At 67.4% G+C, this 16197-nt stretch carries 15 protein-coding genes and 4 pseudogenes; 8 read left to right on the top strand and 11 right to left on the bottom strand.

Features of this window, described 5'->3' with window-relative positions; all coding sequences use genetic code 11:
- Window positions 1–241: pseudogene (locus tag B207_RS40800) on the top strand (ISAs1 family transposase); the annotation flags it as partial.
- A 457-nt stretch (window positions 242–698) separates the two neighbouring features.
- On the opposite strand, the gene B207_RS0125400 reads toward B207_RS40800, so the two are convergent.
- The 8 genes and pseudogenes from B207_RS0125400 to B207_RS35550 form a co-directional block, all read right to left on the bottom strand.
- Window positions 699–1409 (bottom strand): IS6 family transposase, encoded by a 711-nt coding sequence (locus tag B207_RS0125400; protein ID WP_018639489.1) that lies wholly within the window; start codon window positions 1407–1409, stop codon window positions 699–701.
- 220 nt (window positions 1410–1629) lie between these two features.
- Complete coding sequence (locus B207_RS0125395) at window positions 1630–2265, bottom strand: MBL fold metallo-hydrolase (RefSeq protein WP_018639488.1); 636 nt, start codon at window positions 2263–2265, stop codon at window positions 1630–1632.
- Between the two features lie 123 nt (window positions 2266–2388).
- A complete protein-coding gene (locus tag B207_RS0125390; RefSeq protein WP_084692324.1) occupies window positions 2389–2760 on the bottom strand; it encodes a nuclear transport factor 2 family protein in 372 nt (123 codons plus the stop codon).
- A complete protein-coding gene (locus tag B207_RS0125385; RefSeq protein ID WP_018639486.1) occupies window positions 2652–3770 on the bottom strand; it encodes a hypothetical protein in 1119 nt (372 codons plus the stop codon). Before B207_RS0125385 ends, B207_RS0125390 begins: the two co-directional genes overlap by 109 nt.
- A 38-nt stretch (window positions 3771–3808) precedes the next feature.
- Window positions 3809–4754, bottom strand: a pseudogene (locus tag B207_RS35555) (aldehyde dehydrogenase family protein).
- A 205-nt stretch (window positions 4755–4959) separates the two neighbouring features.
- Window positions 4960–5922, bottom strand: coding sequence for an AraC-like ligand-binding domain-containing protein (locus B207_RS0125375; RefSeq protein ID WP_018639483.1), 963 nt, complete (start codon window positions 5920–5922; stop codon window positions 4960–4962).
- 462 nt (window positions 5923–6384) lie between these two features.
- A pseudogene (locus tag B207_RS38935) lies at window positions 6385–6489 on the bottom strand (IS6 family transposase); the annotation flags it as partial.
- 120 nt (window positions 6490–6609) lie between these two features.
- Window positions 6610–7443: pseudogene (locus B207_RS35550) on the bottom strand (HNH endonuclease); the annotation flags it as partial.
- 275 nt (window positions 7444–7718) lie between these two features.
- On the opposite strand from B207_RS35550, the gene B207_RS0125365 reads away from it, so the two are divergent.
- From B207_RS0125365 to B207_RS0125345, 5 genes are all read left to right on the top strand, one after another.
- Window positions 7719–8957, top strand: coding sequence for an IS110 family RNA-guided transposase (locus B207_RS0125365; RefSeq protein ID WP_026311439.1), 1239 nt, complete (start codon window positions 7719–7721; stop codon window positions 8955–8957).
- Window positions 8958–9298: 341 nt separating this feature from the next.
- On the top strand, window positions 9299–10753 hold the full coding sequence (locus B207_RS0125360; protein ID WP_026311438.1) for a menaquinone biosynthesis decarboxylase: 1455 nt from the start codon (window positions 9299–9301) through the stop codon (window positions 10751–10753).
- A 195-nt stretch (window positions 10754–10948) separates the two neighbouring features.
- Window positions 10949–11659 (top strand): IS6 family transposase, encoded by a 711-nt coding sequence (locus tag B207_RS0125355; protein ID WP_026311437.1) that lies wholly within the window; start codon window positions 10949–10951, stop codon window positions 11657–11659.
- Between the two features lie 514 nt (window positions 11660–12173).
- Window positions 12174–12401, top strand: coding sequence for a DUF433 domain-containing protein (locus tag B207_RS0125350; protein ID WP_018639476.1), 228 nt, complete (start codon window positions 12174–12176; stop codon window positions 12399–12401).
- Window positions 12398–12766 (top strand): DUF5615 family PIN-like protein, encoded by a 369-nt coding sequence (locus B207_RS0125345; protein ID WP_018639475.1) that lies wholly within the window; start codon window positions 12398–12400, stop codon window positions 12764–12766. The genes B207_RS0125350 and B207_RS0125345 overlap by 4 nt, the downstream gene beginning before the upstream one ends.
- A 965-nt stretch (window positions 12767–13731) precedes the next feature.
- Here B207_RS0125345 and B207_RS0125340 read toward each other — a convergent pair.
- Window positions 13732–14013: a hypothetical protein gene (locus B207_RS0125340; RefSeq protein WP_230205216.1), complete on the bottom strand. Its 282-nt coding sequence runs from the start codon at window positions 14011–14013 to the stop codon at window positions 13732–13734.
- Between the two features lie 169 nt (window positions 14014–14182).
- Between B207_RS0125340 and B207_RS0125335 the strand changes: the two genes are divergently transcribed.
- Window positions 14183–14437: a hypothetical protein gene (locus tag B207_RS0125335; protein WP_018639473.1), complete on the top strand. Its 255-nt coding sequence runs from the start codon at window positions 14183–14185 to the stop codon at window positions 14435–14437.
- 57 nt (window positions 14438–14494) lie between these two features.
- Here B207_RS0125335 and B207_RS40125 read toward each other — a convergent pair whose 3' ends face one another.
- Both B207_RS40125 and B207_RS40120 read right to left on the bottom strand, forming a co-directional pair.
- Window positions 14495–15202, bottom strand: a complete 708-nt coding sequence (locus tag B207_RS40125; RefSeq protein ID WP_154675616.1) for a hypothetical protein — start codon at window positions 15200–15202, stop codon at window positions 14495–14497.
- A 76-nt stretch (window positions 15203–15278) separates the two neighbouring features.
- Window positions 15279–15416, bottom strand: a complete 138-nt coding sequence (locus B207_RS40120) for a hypothetical protein (RefSeq protein ID WP_018639472.1) — start codon at window positions 15414–15416, stop codon at window positions 15279–15281.
- A 20-nt stretch (window positions 15417–15436) separates the two neighbouring features.
- Between B207_RS40120 and B207_RS0125325 the strand changes: the two genes are divergently transcribed.
- Window positions 15437–16147 carry an IS6 family transposase gene (locus B207_RS0125325; protein WP_018639471.1) on the top strand — a complete coding sequence of 237 codons (711 nt, stop codon included), beginning with the start codon at window positions 15437–15439 and terminating at the stop codon, window positions 16145–16147.
- Window positions 16148–16197 lie beyond the last annotated feature (50 nt).

Genomic DNA, 16197 nt, shown 5'->3' with positions numbered 1-16197 from the left:
AGCCATCCACACCCACGTCCGCCTGCACTGGGGAATCGAGAACCGCCTCCACTACATCCGCGACACCGCCTGGCGCGAGGACGCCTGCCACGCCTCCCGAGGAAACGGGCCCAGAAACCTCGCCACCATCCGCAACCTCGCGCTGAGTCTCCTCCGCCTCCACGGAGTCCGAAAGGTCAAGGAAACCCTCGAGCGCATCGCCGGCGACCGCTACCGGGCACTCCACTACCTGGCTACATAGGGCAATGGATCGTCACACTAGGCGATCTTCGCGCAGCCCTGGTATGTTCGGATATGCGGTGATCCGTCTTGTAATCGAGCGGCTAGGGGTTCGAGTCCCCTCGCCGGCTCCAGAAAAATAGGCCCTGACCTGCGGTTTTACAAAGTCAAAGATCATTTTGACAAGATCAGACCGGGTTTGTGTGCGCATTGTGTGCGCATTCGGCGGGTTTGTGCTCAGAACGATCATCGGTGGGGCGTCCTCTTTGGGTGGCTGGGCCGGGATCTGCGGTCGCGACACCACCCTTAAAGCGGTTACGTTCCGTTACTATCGGCGGTCCCGGGTTGCTGGACTGTGGCAAGAATGGCGCGCGCCGGTTGACGGTGGCCGGTCCGCCGTTCCACCCCCATGGCCACCGCGGGGTGGGTCTGTTGCGTTGTGGGATGGCAGGGCATGGTTGGCCCCGCCGGGCGGGTGATCAGATCGTGAGGGTGAGTTCGGTGAACGCGGCTGTCAGCCGTGTGTGCGGGTCGGTGTCGATCCCGAGTTCGTAGTGGCCGCGGCGGATGTTCTGGACCAGGGCGTGGCCGGCGCTGATCGTCTGGACCGAGCGCAGCCGTTTCAGGCCGCGCATCGGGCGTAGCCGGGCTTTCAGGCGGCCGTGATCGACTTCGATCCGGTTGTTCTCCCGTGCGGCGTCGACGTGACAGGCCTCGGGGAGCAACTCGTCGAGGAGCCGTGGGTAGACGGGGGCCTCGTCGGTGGTGACCTCGACAGGCCGGCGGCCGTGGGACAGCGCGGCGGTGAAGAACCGGCGTGCCGCAGCCTGGTCGCGGCGGGTGCTGGCGAGGACGTCGATGACCTGCCCGTGCTGGTCAACCGCCCTGTACAGGTAGGTCCAGTGGCCGACGACCTTGACGTAGGTCTCGTCGACGAACCACCTGTCCCCAGGACGGTGCCGGCAGGGCCGCGCGGCGTCGACGAGCAAGGGCGTGAAGCGCTGCACCCACCGGTAGACGGTGACGTGGTCAACGTCGATGCCGCGTTCGGCCAGAAGTTCCTCGACGTCCCGGTACGACAGGGCGAACCGTAGGTACCAGCGGACCGCCAGCACGATCACCTCGGGTGGGAACCGGAACCCGGTGAACTCCGAGGTCGGTACCGGTGGACGGACACGACGTCGACGCATCCTTCGATCATGACTGCTCGGTGGTCGAGATGGTGGACTTCGCCGATGCAACAGTGCCCCCCGGGCTACCCGACCGTTGTTCTTACACACCCACGCCGCCGCCGGCGACTTCTACGCCGACGCGATGGAGATCGTGTGACCGCACCGGCGGACGGCGGTGCAACGTGCCTACAGCGTCCGGGCCGCGTGCATCAAGCGGGTGACGCGCCGAGACTGACACTCACAGAGTCGTACTTTCCCCCGACGCGAGCCGCAGGTGCTCCGCGCTGACGAGGGCGGCGAGCGTGCTGTCGTAGATCGGGCGGGCGAGGTCGGTGACGAAGGCGTCGTGGATGTCGAAGGCGCGCTGCGGCTTGACTTCGCGGACGTAGTCGATGACCTCGGAGATCTTGCTCCAGGGTGGCATGACGGGGAGCATCAGCGTCTCAACGGCGTGGTCGGGGACGGTGAGGGCATCGCCGGGGTGGAAGACCTTGCCGCCGTCGACGAGGTAGCCGACGTTGGTCATGGGCGGGACGTCGGGGTGGATCTCCGCGTGCCACTCGCCGTGGACCTGGACGTCGAAGCCGGCGGCGGTGAAGGTGTCGCCGTGGCCGACGGTGTGCACCCGGCCAGGGAAGGCCGCGGAGATCTGCTCGGCGACCGACTTGAGGGTCCAGATCTCGACGGCCGGGTTGGCCTTCAGGGCCGCCCGCAGCTGCTCCTCGTCGAAGTGGTCGGGATGCTCGTGCGTGACGAGGATCGCGTGCGCGCCGATCGCGGCGTCCTCCTCGCTGAAGACCCCGGGGTCGAGGACGAGGGTCTGTCCGTCCTTCTCCAGGCGGATACAGGCGTGCGACTTCTTCATGACCTTCATTGCGTGACCTTTACGAGTTCGTCCTGCCTCCAGGGAGGCAGGGGTTCATTTTCTTGGGGGGCGTTCCCTACCGCCCCGGCCCTGCCACCGCGAGCAGCGCAGTGGCGGCCGGGCGTACGGCGGTCAGGCGGGCGGCCACCAGGCGAGCCGGAAGGCCGCGATGCGGTCACCGCGCAGGTCGTAGGAGGCGAAGAAGCGCGCGGTGGCCTCCTGACCGGTGACGAGCGGGGTGAGGAAGTGGTCCGGGACGTCCCGCTCGGGGCGCAGCACGATGTCCAGCTCGGCGAGGATGTGGTCCTCGGACCGCAGCACGATCCGCGGCTTGAGCTCCTCCGGGATCCCGGCGTGCCCGCGGGTGAGGAAGCCGATCACCTCGTCCCGGCCGCTCAGCGTGCCGAGCGGCATGGTGAGCGTGATGTCCTCGGTGTAGTACTGCTGCGCTGTGACCACGTCGTCACCCTCGTTGTAGGTCTTGATGTAGCCGTCGTAGTCCATCGTGGTCTCCTTCTCGACTGCGGTGGTGGTCTGGACGCTGTGCGATCGGTGTGCGGGACGGGGCACGGCCCGCCGCCCGACGGGCACTCTTCGCTCAGCTCCGTGCCGGCCATGCCGTGCGCCGCCAGTCGTTCGGCCTTGCGCTTTTCGATCAGCGCGGCCCGTTCGCGGAAGTACTTCTCCGATGCCGCCTCGCGCGGATCGGGCAGTACCTTCTGTAGCCGAATCTGGGTCTTCAGCAGGAAGCGGGTCAGCGCGGCGAGGCGGCGGTCCGGGTCGGGCAGGTGGTGCAGCCGGCGGATGCGCTCCGGCACGGTGGTGAGGACCATCGCCCGGCCGAAGGGCCACAGCCGCTTGGGGAAGTTGCGCTCGACGAAGCCCTGGATGATGCCCTCGGAGACGATCAGGCCGTTCTCGCTGTGCTCGTAGGGCTGCGACTCGTAGTCCTCGACGAACGCGAGCATGGCGTCGAAGTCCTCGGGGAAGCCGGTGACCGGGCCGTGCTCGCCGACGAAGAGCGTGGACATGTCCCGCATCCAGTGGTGGAACGCGATCTTCAGGTGGTCGGGCATGCCGGGCATGCCCAGCAGCTTCTGCAGTCGGTGGTTGAACACCCCGAGCTGGCAGAGCGTGAAGACGAAGTCCTCGTTGTAGGAGAAGTTGCCCGGCAGCTGGCGGGCGATACCCAGATGGAGCCGGTTGAGCTTGGCGACGGACTCCTTGACCGCTTCGCTGGACGGGCCGCCCGAGAACCAGGTCCAGAAGAACTCGTAACCGTCCTCGGCGCGTTTGTCCCGCCGGGAGACGATCTTCCCGGTGTGAGCGAGGGTCTCCGACCCGCGGGGATGGACGACGTTGTGAATGGTGCTGGCCGACACAACCAGGTCGAGGACGGTGGCGTTGAGCTGGTAATCACCCATCAGCCGGATGATCTGCTCGTGGTCGGTCTCCGGGTCCAGCTCGCGCATGGCCCGGTCGACCCACTTGTATCCGCGCTTGGTTCCAGGCACCAGGACTCCTTTGTCGTGGGGTGAACCGGATCGGGGGGTCAGAACGGGTAGTCCGGCAGGTCCCCGCGCACGGTGACCCACTGCTGCTCGGTGAACGCATCGAGATTGGCCGCGGCGCCGCCGTGCCGGGATCCGGTCCCGGAGTCGCCGACCCCGCCGAACGGGGCGATGGCCTCGTCGTTCACCGTCTGGTCGTTGATGTGCACCAGTCCGGACGGGATGCGTCCGGCGAGTTCGAGCCCCTCCATGACGTCGCGTGTCAGGAGGCCGAGCGAGAGCCCGTACACGGAGTCCGCAGCCAGCCGGACGGCCTCGTCGAGATCGGCGGGCGCGACGGGGCCGAAGATCTCCTCGGTGTAGGCCCGGGAGGTCACCGGGACGTCGGCAAGCACGGTCGGACGGTAGAAGAGCCCTTCGTAGGTGCCGCCGGCCGCGATGCGCGCACCCGTGTCGACGGTGTCCCGCACGATGGCGTCGATTCCGGCGAGCTCCAGGTGCACCCGCTTCAGCCGGGTGGCCGCCGCCGCGGCGACGGCCCGTCCTGCCCGGGTGGAACCGGTGAACGCGATGACCGGGATCTGCGGATCCTCGACCAGGGCGGCCCCGACCTCAGCGCCTCCGGGCAGCACGTGCAGCAGCCCGTCAGGCAGCCCGGCCTCTTCGAAGATCCGGGCGAACACGACGCCGCCGGACACGGCGGTCCGCGGATCCGGCTTGAGGAGCACCGCGTTGCCCAGCGCGAGCGCCGGAGCGACGGCGCGCATCGCCAGGATAAGCGGGCTCGCGTACGAGCCAGGTCTCGATCTCCTCCTGGTGCCGCTCGAACAGCGCCGCAGCGCGACGCAGGACCGCGGCACGGTCGGTGTGCGGCTGGGCGGCCCACTCCCGCTGGGCCTGCGCCGCGCGCTCCGCGGCCTTCGCGACGTCCGCGGGCGTCGCCGATCCGACCCGATCCAGGAGGGTGCCGGTGGCAGGTTCGACCACGGCGATGTCCTCGCCGCTCCCGCGGACCCAGCCGCCCGAGAAGATCCGTCCGGACCACTGCGGGTCCGCCAGCAGCTCAGTCTGCACGCGCGTGCCTCCTCGTCGAGCGTGCGCGCTGGTGGCGCGCGACCTGCCGACAAGTGTCCGGACTGCGGCGACGGGGGTCTTGTCCGCACGCGTCGCGCGGCTTGTCAGTTCGCGACAGTCAGCTCGCGGCGGCGTTCGGAGAAGGGCCCAGGCTCTGTCGACGGTATTCGCGGGGTGCGACGCCGAACGCGGAGTGGAAGCGCCTGCTGAACCCGGCGGAGTCGGTCATCCCGTACTGGACGGCGATCTCGGTGATCGTCTCCTCGGCCCGCGCCGGATCGGCGAGGGCGGCCCGCGCGGCGGCCAGCCTGCGCGAGCGGATCACGGCGGTCAGCGTCTGGCCGGCCTCCTCGAAAGCGCGCTGCAGCTGCCGGACGGACACGTGGTGGGCGGCGGCGACGGTGACCGGTCCTAGGTCCGGGTCGCCGAGATGGCGCTCGACATAGTCCAGGGCGCTGTGACGCAGCCCGGTCACCCGGTCCGGATGCGGGAGCTGCTCCACCAGAGCCATCAGCGACGCACCGAGCAGATGGGCCAGCGCGTCGGCGACCCGCTCCTCCTGCCGTCGGGTGAGCATGCCCAGCCCGTCGACCAGCGGTCCCAGCATGCCCACGGTCGTCGCTGCCGCCGGATCGGACCCGGCGATACGGGTGGCGGACACGGCGGAGACGCGCTCGGGGGTCAGGCCGAGTAGACCAGCCGGCAAGGACACCGTGGTTGTCCGGGTGTCCTCGGCGAACAGGGCCGTGCATGCGCGGCCGGGGTCGATCAGGGCGAGGTCGCCGGGCATCAGGTGCGCCTCCCGCCCGCTCTGGCGCAGGGTCGTGGTCCCGGAGAGGGCGACGATCACGGTCACCGGCGCGGCCACGCGACCGCGCTCGGGCCGGGAGTGCAGCACCGAGGCCGCCATGGCCGTGTGGGTGACCCGGAGCCTGTCGATCTCACCGACCGTGATCCGTCCGCGCACGTCCGTCCGCAACGGGGTGAACCGGAGGGGGGCGTAAAGGTCGCAGAGCACGTCCTGCCAATGTGCCGACCGGTCGGCCGTGGGCCACTGCTCCGCATCGATCACGGTGACCATCCCGACCTCCTCCGCGGCGACGTCGCCGGATGCCCTCGATCCTGGCAGAGTACGGGCTGGTCGGGCTCCGCCGCCTGTCCCCGGTCGGCAGCACGTCCGCCCCGGCCCCGGCGGTGACCGAACATGCATTTCTTCCTGCCGCTCCTGGCCGTGTATCGCACGACGGGATCGTACTCGGGAAGCGCGAAAGCGTCGGTTACGGGCGCGGGCGTCGGATAAGGTGCCATCGGGTCTTCTCCGGGCTTGGTTCGGCGGGTTAACCGACCAATCCGCCGAAGACCCACCTATTGGCCACCTGCCGCGCCGCAGGGTCACCCGAACACGGTATCCCGGCCATCAACAAGAGTGAAGATCCCCGGCTCCGGCTCGATGACCACACCAGCCGCTACCCGTGCTTTGTTGAACCGGCGCTGTTGCGTTGCGGGAAGGCAGCGCATGCCGGGCCCCGGCCGGCCCGGTGCTTCAGACGGCTGCGGCGAGCTCGGTGAATGCGACGGACAGCCGCAGCTGCGGGTGGGTGTCGACGGCGAGTTCGTAGTAGCCGCGGCGGATGTTCTGGACCGTGGTCGGGTGGCCCGGGGGGATCGCACCCCCGGGCTCCCACAGAGTCGGGTAGGCCGCCGGCGAGGTGCCCGCTTGAAGCGGGTCCTTTTCCGTCGGCCTCCCGCCGAACGATACGTGCGCCTTTCAGTGCATATCGCTCTCCAGTGGTTGTGCCGTGGGTTGCGTGGTGGACCGACCGGCGTGGATCGCTTCGTGGCAGGGACGGCAGACCACGAGGGTTGTGCGCCGTCGCATCGCCATGAGTCGAGCCCACGCTGGTTTCTCGCGCCGTCCTGGTTTGTTGAGGTCCGCGAGGTGCCGGACGTGGTGGACTTCCACGCGGTCCGTTGCTCCGCACATCTCGCAGCCGCCCGCGAGGAGCCGGTGGATCAGCTCGTTGCCACGGACGGTTCCCAGGGTCGGCGCTCGGTCGGTGAGGGTCGCGGTGGGCTGTCGGTGTAGCGGAATACCGCCGAAACGTGCGACCAGTGGCTTCTTGCCATCGTCGCGCTGGACCGTGACCTGGAAGCAGGTTCTCGGCCCGCGGTCGGTTCGCACGGTGGCCTTGTATTTGCGGGCCATCGTGTTGACGTTGGACCGGTGCTTACTTGCCAGGGTCTTCAACATGGAGGTTTCCATGACCCGGCGCAGCTTCTGAAGCCGGTAGACGTCACCGGCGAGCAAATAGTACTGGACGACGCCCCGGTACTCGGCCTGATACTTCGACGCGATCGTGTAGTCATCGTCGTGCAGCATCTGGGGCCGTTGCGCGGGTTCACCGCGCCTGTAGTACAGGGCACACTTCTGCCTGATCATGTCGGGGGGTATTCGTAGCCCGATCGCGCCGTTGACCGCTCGGCGTCCCCGGGTAATCTTCGTGTCGGAGTGCTGGGCTACGATATGGTAACCGAGGAAACGCGCCCGCCCGGTCTGGGCATGGGTGATCAGCTTCTTCTCGCGGGACAGTTCCAGTTTGAGCATTCCTGGCGGCGAAGCCGCCACCTGGTCGAATGAGAATCTCGTGGGGCTGCGGTGACCTGTTGGTAGCGTGCCGCGGTGTGGCTGGGATGATGGTGGGGCGTTACCCGGTCGACGTCGGCTGTCTCTGGTGCGGACGAGCCCGTGTTTGAGTATGGCGGCTGAGGCCTGGGGCACTTGTTCCTGCTGCCGTGAGCGCGTTCCTCAGTTTCCGTGTTCAGGCCTCCCCGGGTAACGCGCTTTGGAGAGTGTTCCTGGTTGGGAAGGGGGCAGGGGTGGAAGTGGTGTTCCCGCGCTGTGCGGGGCTCGACGTCCATCGGGACACGGTGGCCGCGGCGGTACGGATCCAGCCCGCGAAAGGACCCGCGAAAGTCGAGGTCCGCACGTTCACCACGACCGGCGGTTCGCTGGGGCTCCTCGCGGACTGGCTGGCCCAGAACAAGGTCACGATCGTGGGAATGGAATCAACAGGGGTTTACTGGAAACCCGTCTTCCACATGTTGGAGGACCAGTTCGAGTGCTGGCTTCTCAACGCCGCGCATGTGCGTAACGTACCAGGCCGGAAAACAGATGTGGCGGACGCCGTGTGGCTGGCGGACCTCGTCGCGCACGGCCTGGTCCGCCCGTCGTTCGTCCCCCCGAAACCGTTCCGGGACCCACGCGATCTTACCCGGGCCCGGCGCACGGTCGTGGAGGAGAAGACCCGCGAGGTCCAGCGGCTGGAGAAGCTGATGCAGGACGCCGGCGTGAAATTCACCAGCGTCGCGTCCCAGCTGCTGGGCGTCTCCGGCCGGGCGATCCTGGAGAAGATGATCGACGGAGAACAGAACCCGCAGTACCTGGCCGACCTGGCCCGCGGCCGGCTACGGGGGAAGATCCCCCAGCTCGCCGAGGCGTTGGCGGGAACGTTCCGCTCGGGTCACCACGGGTTCCTCGCAGCGCAACTGTTGGAACGCATCGATCTGTGTGACGAGCAGATCACCGAGCTCGACCGTCGGATCGAGGTGATGATCGCCCCTTTTGTCGAGACGGTGGACCGGGTGACGACGATCCCGGGGGTGGGTAGGGTCACCGCGATCGTGCTGCTCGCCGAGGTCGGGATCGACATGTCCCGGTTCCCGACCGCCGGGCATCTGGCGTCCTGGGCGGGGATCTGCCCAGGGAACCACACCTCGGGCGGGAAACGCCTCTCCGGCCGTACCCGCCACGGGAACAAGTGGTTACGTACCGCGTTGACCGAGGCAGCGTGGGCCGCCGCCAGGAGCAAGAACACCTACCTGGCGTCGCACCATGCCCAGGTCCGGGGCCGCCGCGGGATCCAGAAAGCGATCGGGACGACCCGCCACGACATTCTCATCGCCTACTGGCACATCGTCGCGGGTAACACCGAATATCACGACCTCGGTGGCGACTGGCACACCCGCCGCCGCCGGAACCCGGAGAAACGAAAGAACACCCTCGTCGGCGAACTGGAGAAGCTCGGCTACACCGTCACCATCGAACCCGCAGCCTGACCCCAGCCCCCCGGGTCAGCATTCCGCATGCGCGGACCAACCAGCACCGGGTCCCCGCGCGATCCCGCACGCCCCGACCCAGCCCCTCCGTGGTCCAGTAATTCACTCCTCAGGTGTCCAGCCCGTCGGTCGGCGCAGCGTCGGGCAGCGACAGCAGGCGGGTGAGGCGTTGCGCAGATCGTTGGCTGATCGTGGTGGTCAATTTAGCGCAGACCCGCGCGAGATGAAACGCCCGGTCGGTCGGGTTGCCGGTCGGGCGGCGGGCCGGCCGCGACGCGCGGACCGCCACGGTCCGGGGAGGCGGCGGCGCCGGAGGCCTGGTCGCTGCGAGGATGGGTGACATGGCTTGGGCGGATCTGCGCGCGTTTCTGGGTGACCTCGAGAAGCACGGTGAGCTGCGCCGCATCAAGGCTCCGGTCGACCCGCGCCTGGAGGTGACGGAGATCGTGCAGCGCGTGGTGCGGGCGGGTGGCCCGGCGTTGCTGTTCGAGAACCCGGTGGGCTCGGACCTGCCGTTGGCGATCAACGTCTTCGGCACCGAGAAGCGGATGGCCCGGGCGCTCGGCGTGGAGAAGCTGGACGATCTGGGCGCCCGGCTCGCGGACATGCTGCGCCCGGAGCTGCCGCATGGTTTCTCCGGGATGCGGGACGCTCTCGGCAAGGCCGCACGGCTGACGAACATGCCGCCGAAGAAGGTCCGTACCGCGCCGTGCCAGGACGTCGTCTACAAGGGCGACGAGGTTGACCTGTTCCGGCTGCCGGGCATCCTGTCCTGGCCGGACGACGGCGGCGCGTTCCTGAACCTGGGCCTGACCCACACCCGTCATCCGGAGACCGGTGCCCGCAACCTCGGCATGTACCGGCTACAGCGCCACGACGCCCGGACCGTCGGGATGCACTGGCAGATCCACAAGGACTCGAACGCGCACCACGCCGTCGCCGAGCGGCGAGGTGAGCGGCTGCCGGTCGCGATCGCGTTCGGCTGCGACCCGGTGGTCACCTACGCGGCGAGCGCCCCGCTGCCGGCGGACATCGACGAGTACCTGTTCGCGGGCTTCCTGCGCAGTGAGCGCGTCGAGCTGGTCGACTGCCTGACCGTCCCGCTGCAGGTACCGGCGAACGCCCAGATCGTGCTGGAAGGCTGGCTGGAGCCGGGGGAACGCCTCCCGGAGGGTCCCTTCGGCGACCACACCGGCTTCTACACGCCGGTCGAGCCCTTCCCGGCGCTGCACGTCAATGTGATGACGATGCAGCGCGACCCGATCTACCAGACGATCGTCGTCGGCCGGCCGCCCCAGGAGGACGGGCCGATGGGCAAGGCCACCGAGCGCATCTTCCTGCCGTTGATCAGGATGCTGATCCCCGAGATCGTGGACTACGACCTGCCGGAGGCCGGCGTCTTCCACAACTGCGCGATCGTGTCGATCGATAAGCGCTACCCCAAGCAGGCACAGAAGGTGATGCACGCCGTCTGGGGCGCTGGGCAGCTCTCGTCGTGCAAGCTCGTGATCGTCGTCGACGCGGACTGCGACGTGCACGACTACTCCGAGGTCGCCTGGCGGGCGTTCGGCAACGTCGACTACGCCCACGACCTGGTCACGACCATCGGCCTGGTCGACCACCTCGACCACTCGTCGTACGAGCAGTTCTATGGCGGCAAGGCGGGCATCGACGCGACCCGCAAGCTGGCCACCGAGGGCTACCGCCGGGCCGGCGGCTGGCCCGACGAGTGTGTCATGGACGAGGCCACCCGGACCCTGGTGACCTCGCGCTGGAAGGAGTACGGCCTCTCGTGAGCGCAGGAGTGAGCCGGATACCAGGTGTGAGAGGGGACGTGAGATGACCGAGGCCGTGGCGATGCCGAGGGAGATCGTGCCTTCTCCGCGCAGAACGCCGTTCTGGTCCGTGACAGGATTGCTGACTACCTCGAAAGGGCACTGTTGCATCGGCGAAGTCCGCCATCTCGACCACCGAGCAGTCATGATCGAAGGATGCGTCGACGTCGTGTCCGTCCACCGGTTCCGACGTCGGAGTTCGTCGGGTTCCGGTTCCCACCTGAGGTGATTGTGCTGGCGGTCCGCTGGTACCTACGGTTCGCCCTGTCGTACCGGGACGTCGAGGAACTTCTGGCCGAACGCGGCATCGACGTTGACCACGTCACCGTCTACCGGTGGGTGCAGCGCTTCACGCCCTTGCTGGTTGAGGCGGCTCGTCCGTGTCGGCACCGGCCTGGGGATGGGTGGTTCGTCGATGAGACGTACGTGAAGGTCGCGGGCCGGTGGACGTATCTGTACCGGGCCGTTGACCAGCACGGGCAGGTCATCGACGTTCTCGCCAGCGAACGACGCGACCAGCTCGCTGCCCGGCGCTTCTTCGTTCGGGCCCTGGCGCAGGGGCGCCGGCCAGCCGAGGTCACCACCGACAAGGCCTCGGTCTATCCGCGGGTCCTCGACGAGCTGTTTCCCGGGGCCTGCCACGTCGACGCCGCGCGGGAGAACAACCGGATCGAGGCCGACCACGGCCGGTTGAAAGCGCGGCTCCGGCCGATGCGCGGGCTGAAACGCCTCCGCTCGGTCCAGACGATCAGTTCCGGGCATGCTCTGGTCCAGAACATCCGCCGCGGCCACTACGAACTCGCCACCGACACCGACCCACAGCTCCGGCTGGCAGCCGCATTCATGGAACTCGCCGCCGCGATCTGACCGAAGGTCACCATGGCCGCTGGCATGCTCTGCCTCCTACGAACGCAACACCGCCGTTGAACGCGTGGATGACGTCCCGGACGGTGTCGGGATCAGCGGCGACTTGCCGGGCGCAGCGAAAGCTAATAATTCGGGCATTCCGGGCGGCGCCTCCGAGGGCGATCGGCGGGTCCAACTCGTGGCCGCGGACACGGAATCACGGACAGCTGCCCAGACTGGGCGGATTCATCAGCTATCGTCACCCCACCCGCGTCGGCTACACACCGTCACTACCGAATGTGGCGCAGAGCCCGCAACGCAACAGACCCCCGACGCCGGACCGGTGGACAGGCACGACCTCGACGCATCACTCGATCATGACCGGTCAGGATCCGCGATGCCGGACTCCGCCGATGCAACAGTCTGCCTGGCCATGGTCCCGCCCACACCCGAGAGCCCGGCGACGTACTGCCCGCCCCGCCTCCGCCGGAGGCAACAGCGTCCCTGGCGAGGGTCCGCCGGTAGACTCGTGGCCATGAGCACCGCCAGCCGCATCACGGCTGACCCGGCCATCATGGCGGGCGCGCCGGCGATTCGCGGTACCCGGGTCACCGTGTCCGTGGTGCTGGGTCAGCTCGCGGCTGGCTCGACGGTCGAGGAGCTGCTCGCCGACTACCCGTCGCTCACCCGCGACGACGTGCTCGCCGCTCTCGCGTTCGCTGCGGAGACGATGCCGCAAGAGCGCCCGTTCATCGCCGCATGAAGTTTCTCGTCGACGAGAACCTCTCACCGCGGGTCGCCGAACTGCTGCGTGACAAGGGCATCGACACGACGCACGTCCTCGAGCACGGGCTCGGCGGTTCCCCTGACACCGAGGTCAGCACGTTCGCCGTCACCGAGAGACGTGCGATCATTTCCGCCGACAGCGACTTCACCACTCTGCTCGCGCTCAGTCGCGGCACCGCTCCCTCGCTGGTCCTGCTCCGGTCCGGCGATCAGCTCAAGCCCGACGCGCAAGCCGCCCTGTTGCTGGCGAACCTGCCCGCGCTGGAAGACGATCTCGAACAGGGCGTCGTCGTTTCGCTCAGCACCACCCACGTGCGGGTCCGTCGACTCCCGCTCCGTTGAGCACTGCTGCCCCCGATCTGGCCCGCAGTCTGAGTGCAGATCCGGCACCGGGCTCCGTTGGCTACATATCGTAGCCAGAGCGCGTCTCTGCCCAGGAAGTCTGGGAATGCCTGTCACGCCGGGGCGTCATCGATCGCACCCCAGCGGTGTGTGCGCATTGTGTGCGCGGATGCTCCGTCGCGGCATCGGCCGGCACGTTCCGGCATCGAAATCGCCCTGACCTCGGATTTTGCGGCACGGGGCGGCACGTTCCGGTATGTTCGGATACGCGGTGATCCGTCTTGTAATCGAGCGGTTAGGGGTTCGAGTCCCCTCGCCGGCTCCAAAAGTGGCTGTAGCACAGGCACTTTCGCCGATCGGGCCAGTTGAACAAGATCTCAAACCCCACGCTTACCCCACGCTTTTCATCACTTTTAGTGACCATCTTCGATCTTCGTGGGCTGTCGTTCTTCCCGCCTGAACCGGGTTGCCGGGCGCAGTAACGGCGCGTCCAGCAGGCGGGCGGGACGGGGAGTGGTGGCGCGGTACGGCGGTGCGGATGTAACGCTATGTGTTGGCTGCTCCGGCGTGCCTAGTGGCTGGCGGAAGGGTCCGAGAGGCGCGTTTCGGCGCGTTTCACCGGTGTGCCGCACAACCTTGCTAGGTGTTTAGATCCCAGGTCAGGGGCATGTTTCCTCGCTAGAGGTGTTGCTAGAACTAGCGGATGGGGTTGCTAGGTCCAGCGGCACTCTCGCCGAGAGACAGCCCAGGATTTCGTAACCATCCGTGACATTGTGGTGGAGTTCGACGCTGCGCCGACGGTGCCGCACCTACCCGCCGGAACCACGGTCCTGACACATGACGAAGGCCGGTCCCGAGGACGATGCCCCGGGACCGGCCCGCTCATGCCGTGCCGCACGCCGACCAGTGGGGGCCCAGCAGGACGGCGCCGTCGCCTTCCCGCCGGAGAACCCGGCCGGCCTACGTCACGACTGATCCGGTGGGGCTTCGAGCGTCGCCGGCCCGGAGTTCCATCCCGAACCGTGGTGGGGCTCCGCCGGCTTGAACCTCATCTCGCCGTCGGTCATCGACGTGAGCACGCACCCGAGCGGAAGCCTGCGGAGCGTCGTCGCGATCGTCGCCGGATGAACTCCCGCCGGCACTGACACCGCGAAGCACCGGAACGGCCCGGTGCCCTCCTCGCGGATGACGGGATCGTCGTCCCTGGTGCTTGTCTCGGTGCTGGTGTGCGGTGGAGCTGACAGCATGTCGGACACGGTGTCGACCTTCCCAAGTCGGTCGGTGCCGAGGGCCGGTTCCGGTGGTGACACACCGGGCCGGCCCGACCTGTTCCTGACACACCGCACGTTAGTCATTCTCGTAGCGTAAGTACAGCGCCCACGTTGTAGACGCGGGTACGCTTCTAGCGTCAGTTGAGTGTCCGGGCAGAGCGATGACGAGATGATCAGCCGCGCGGAACTCCGCACCTTGGTCGACATCGACGGCCTTCGCTCGCTGCTCGGCGCGGGCACCGCCCGCCGGGAGCGCGTCAGCCGGAGCTATGCCACAGCGGTGGCCAGCCGAAAAGGCTTCCCCGATCCCCTGATCGACCACCCGCGACTGCGGCTCTGGCGTCGGACCGATGTCGAAGCATGGCTGGACGCGAACCGTCCAGGTTGGCGCGCCAATTGACCTGATTTCCACAGGAAACGACCGCGTGGGTGCGGGGTGTTTCAGGAAATCGCTATTTCATCTGGGCTGCCTCGGCGGGTAAGGTCCTCTGCAGCTCGCGTCTGTTAATTGCACGCGGATGTTTTCCAGGCTGCTTTCGGATTCCAGATGACGGATTAGATCTCCGTTTCCTCCGATGTAGGTGGAATACGTATCCGGGTCGGTCGCGACGCACCATGTCCTCTCCGCTGGCCACCACAGGGTGGGCGACTGGAAGTAGGTCCCGGCGCGGACCGATGTGGCAGCCGCCAGGTGGCCAGCGAACAGCAGATAAGGGAGATATGGCCCGACGAGCCGTTGCGGTCCGCCGGCATCCGCTGCGGCCACGTTGAACCAGCCATATCCGTCCCACACAGCGAAAAGACAGTCGTTCGGGTCGGCAGTGTGCGAGTCGAGGACAGATGCGAGTAGGGCGGTGTCGTTCTCGCTCAGGCTTCCTCTGATGGGGGCGCCGTACAGCTGCGCCGATACCTGGGTCGGACCGATTAGGTCGGTATAGCTTGTTTCGGCATCGAACTTCCGTCCAACATCTTCCGCGACATCGCGCCATCGGACCACGGGCGATCTGTGGTCGTAAAACGGGTTGAGGATGCGCAGATAGGAATCGAATCCGCCAGGTACGAGCCCGGCGACAAGGCCATCGGTGCGTCGCAGCACGGAAACTGGCCAAGTCGACCCCTGGGAGGGTTCGACTATCTGCAGACCCGCAAACGGCGAGAGCGTCATGGGCGCAGTGTAGCGCGATCGGTGTCATCGGGACGGCGTCGGCAAACTAGATATATACCGGTGCCGACCTGACGTTTCAGCTGTCCAGAATTTCCAGTATTGCTGCTGCGCCGGTCTCGGCGACCTGACGGCCGTAGTACCGGTCCTTGGTCATGCTGACGTGGCGGTGCCCGAGCGGCACTGTTGCATCGGCGAAGTCCGCCATCTCGACCACGGGTCAGTCATGATCGAAGGATGCGTCGACGTCGTGTCCGTCCACCGGTTCCGACGTCGGAGTTCGTCGGGTTCCGGTTCCCACCTGAGGTGATCATGCTGGCGGTCCGCTGGTACCTACGGTTCGCCCTGTCGTACCGGGACGTCGAGGAACTTCTGGCCGAACGCGGCCTCGACATTGATCACGTAACTGTGCACCGGTGGGTCCAACGCTTCACGCCCTTGCTCGTCGACGCCGCGCGGCCGTGTCGGCACAGCCCTGGGGACAGGTGGTTCGTCGACGAGACCTATGTCAAGGTCGCCGGACGGTGGACGTACCTGTACCGGGCGGTTGACCAGTACGGGCAGGTCATCGACGTCCTTGCCAGCGAACGACGCGACCAGGCCGCGGCCCGCCGCTTCTTCGCCCAGGCGCTGTCCCACGGGCGCCGGCCCGTCGAGGTCACCACCGACAAGGCCGCCGTTTACCCGCGGCTCCTCGACGAGTTGCTCCCCAAGGCCTGCCACGTCGACGCCGCGCGGGAGAACAACCGAATCGAATCCGACCACAGCAGACTCAAAGCCCGGCTCCGCCCGATGCGCGGACTGAAACGGCTGCGCTCCGTCCAGACGATCAGCGCAGGGCATGCATTCGTCCAGAACATCTGCCGCGGCCACTACGAACTCGGGATCGACACCGACCCGCACACACGACTGACAGCCGCGTTCACCGAGCTCACCCTCGCCATCTGATCACACGATCGACAGGGTCAACCATGCCCTGCCATCCCCCAATGCAACAG

This window comes from Parafrankia elaeagni (assembly GCF_000374165.1).
GTDB lineage: Bacteria > Actinomycetota > Actinomycetes > Frankiales > Frankiaceae > Parafrankia > Parafrankia elaeagni.
Note: the sequence above shows the minus strand (reverse complement) of the source record. Positions and strands in the feature narration are given on the sequence as shown.

Bases quoted from the DNA above. Each gene is read 5' to 3' on its own strand.
- B207_RS0125400 (WP_018639489.1), bottom strand. From the start codon at position 1,409: ATGCGTCGACGTCGTGTCCGTCCACCGGTACCGACCTCGGAGTTCACC.
- B207_RS0125395 (WP_018639488.1), bottom strand. From the start codon at position 2,265: ATGAAGGTCATGAAGAAGTCGCACGCCTGTATCCGCCTGGAGAAGGAC.
- B207_RS0125390 (WP_084692324.1), bottom strand. From the start codon at position 2,760: ATGGACTACGACGGCTACATCAAGACCTACAACGAGGGTGACGACGTG.
- B207_RS0125375 (WP_018639483.1), bottom strand. From the start codon at position 5,922: ATGGTCACCGTGATCGATGCGGAGCAGTGGCCCACGGCCGACCGGTCG.
- B207_RS0125360 (WP_026311438.1), top strand. From the start codon at position 9,299: ATGGCTTGGGCGGATCTGCGCGCGTTTCTGGGTGACCTCGAGAAGCAC.
- B207_RS0125355 (WP_026311437.1), top strand. From the start codon at position 10,949: ATGCGTCGACGTCGTGTCCGTCCACCGGTTCCGACGTCGGAGTTCGTC.
- B207_RS0125350 (WP_018639476.1), top strand. From the start codon at position 12,174: ATGAGCACCGCCAGCCGCATCACGGCTGACCCGGCCATCATGGCGGGC.
- B207_RS0125345 (WP_018639475.1), top strand. From the start codon at position 12,398: ATGAAGTTTCTCGTCGACGAGAACCTCTCACCGCGGGTCGCCGAACTG.
- B207_RS0125340 (WP_230205216.1), bottom strand. From the start codon at position 14,013: ATGCTGTCAGCTCCACCGCACACCAGCACCGAGACAAGCACCAGGGAC.
- B207_RS40125 (WP_154675616.1), bottom strand. From the start codon at position 15,202: ATGACGCTCTCGCCGTTTGCGGGTCTGCAGATAGTCGAACCCTCCCAG.
- B207_RS0125325 (WP_018639471.1), top strand. From the start codon at position 15,437: ATGCGTCGACGTCGTGTCCGTCCACCGGTTCCGACGTCGGAGTTCGTC.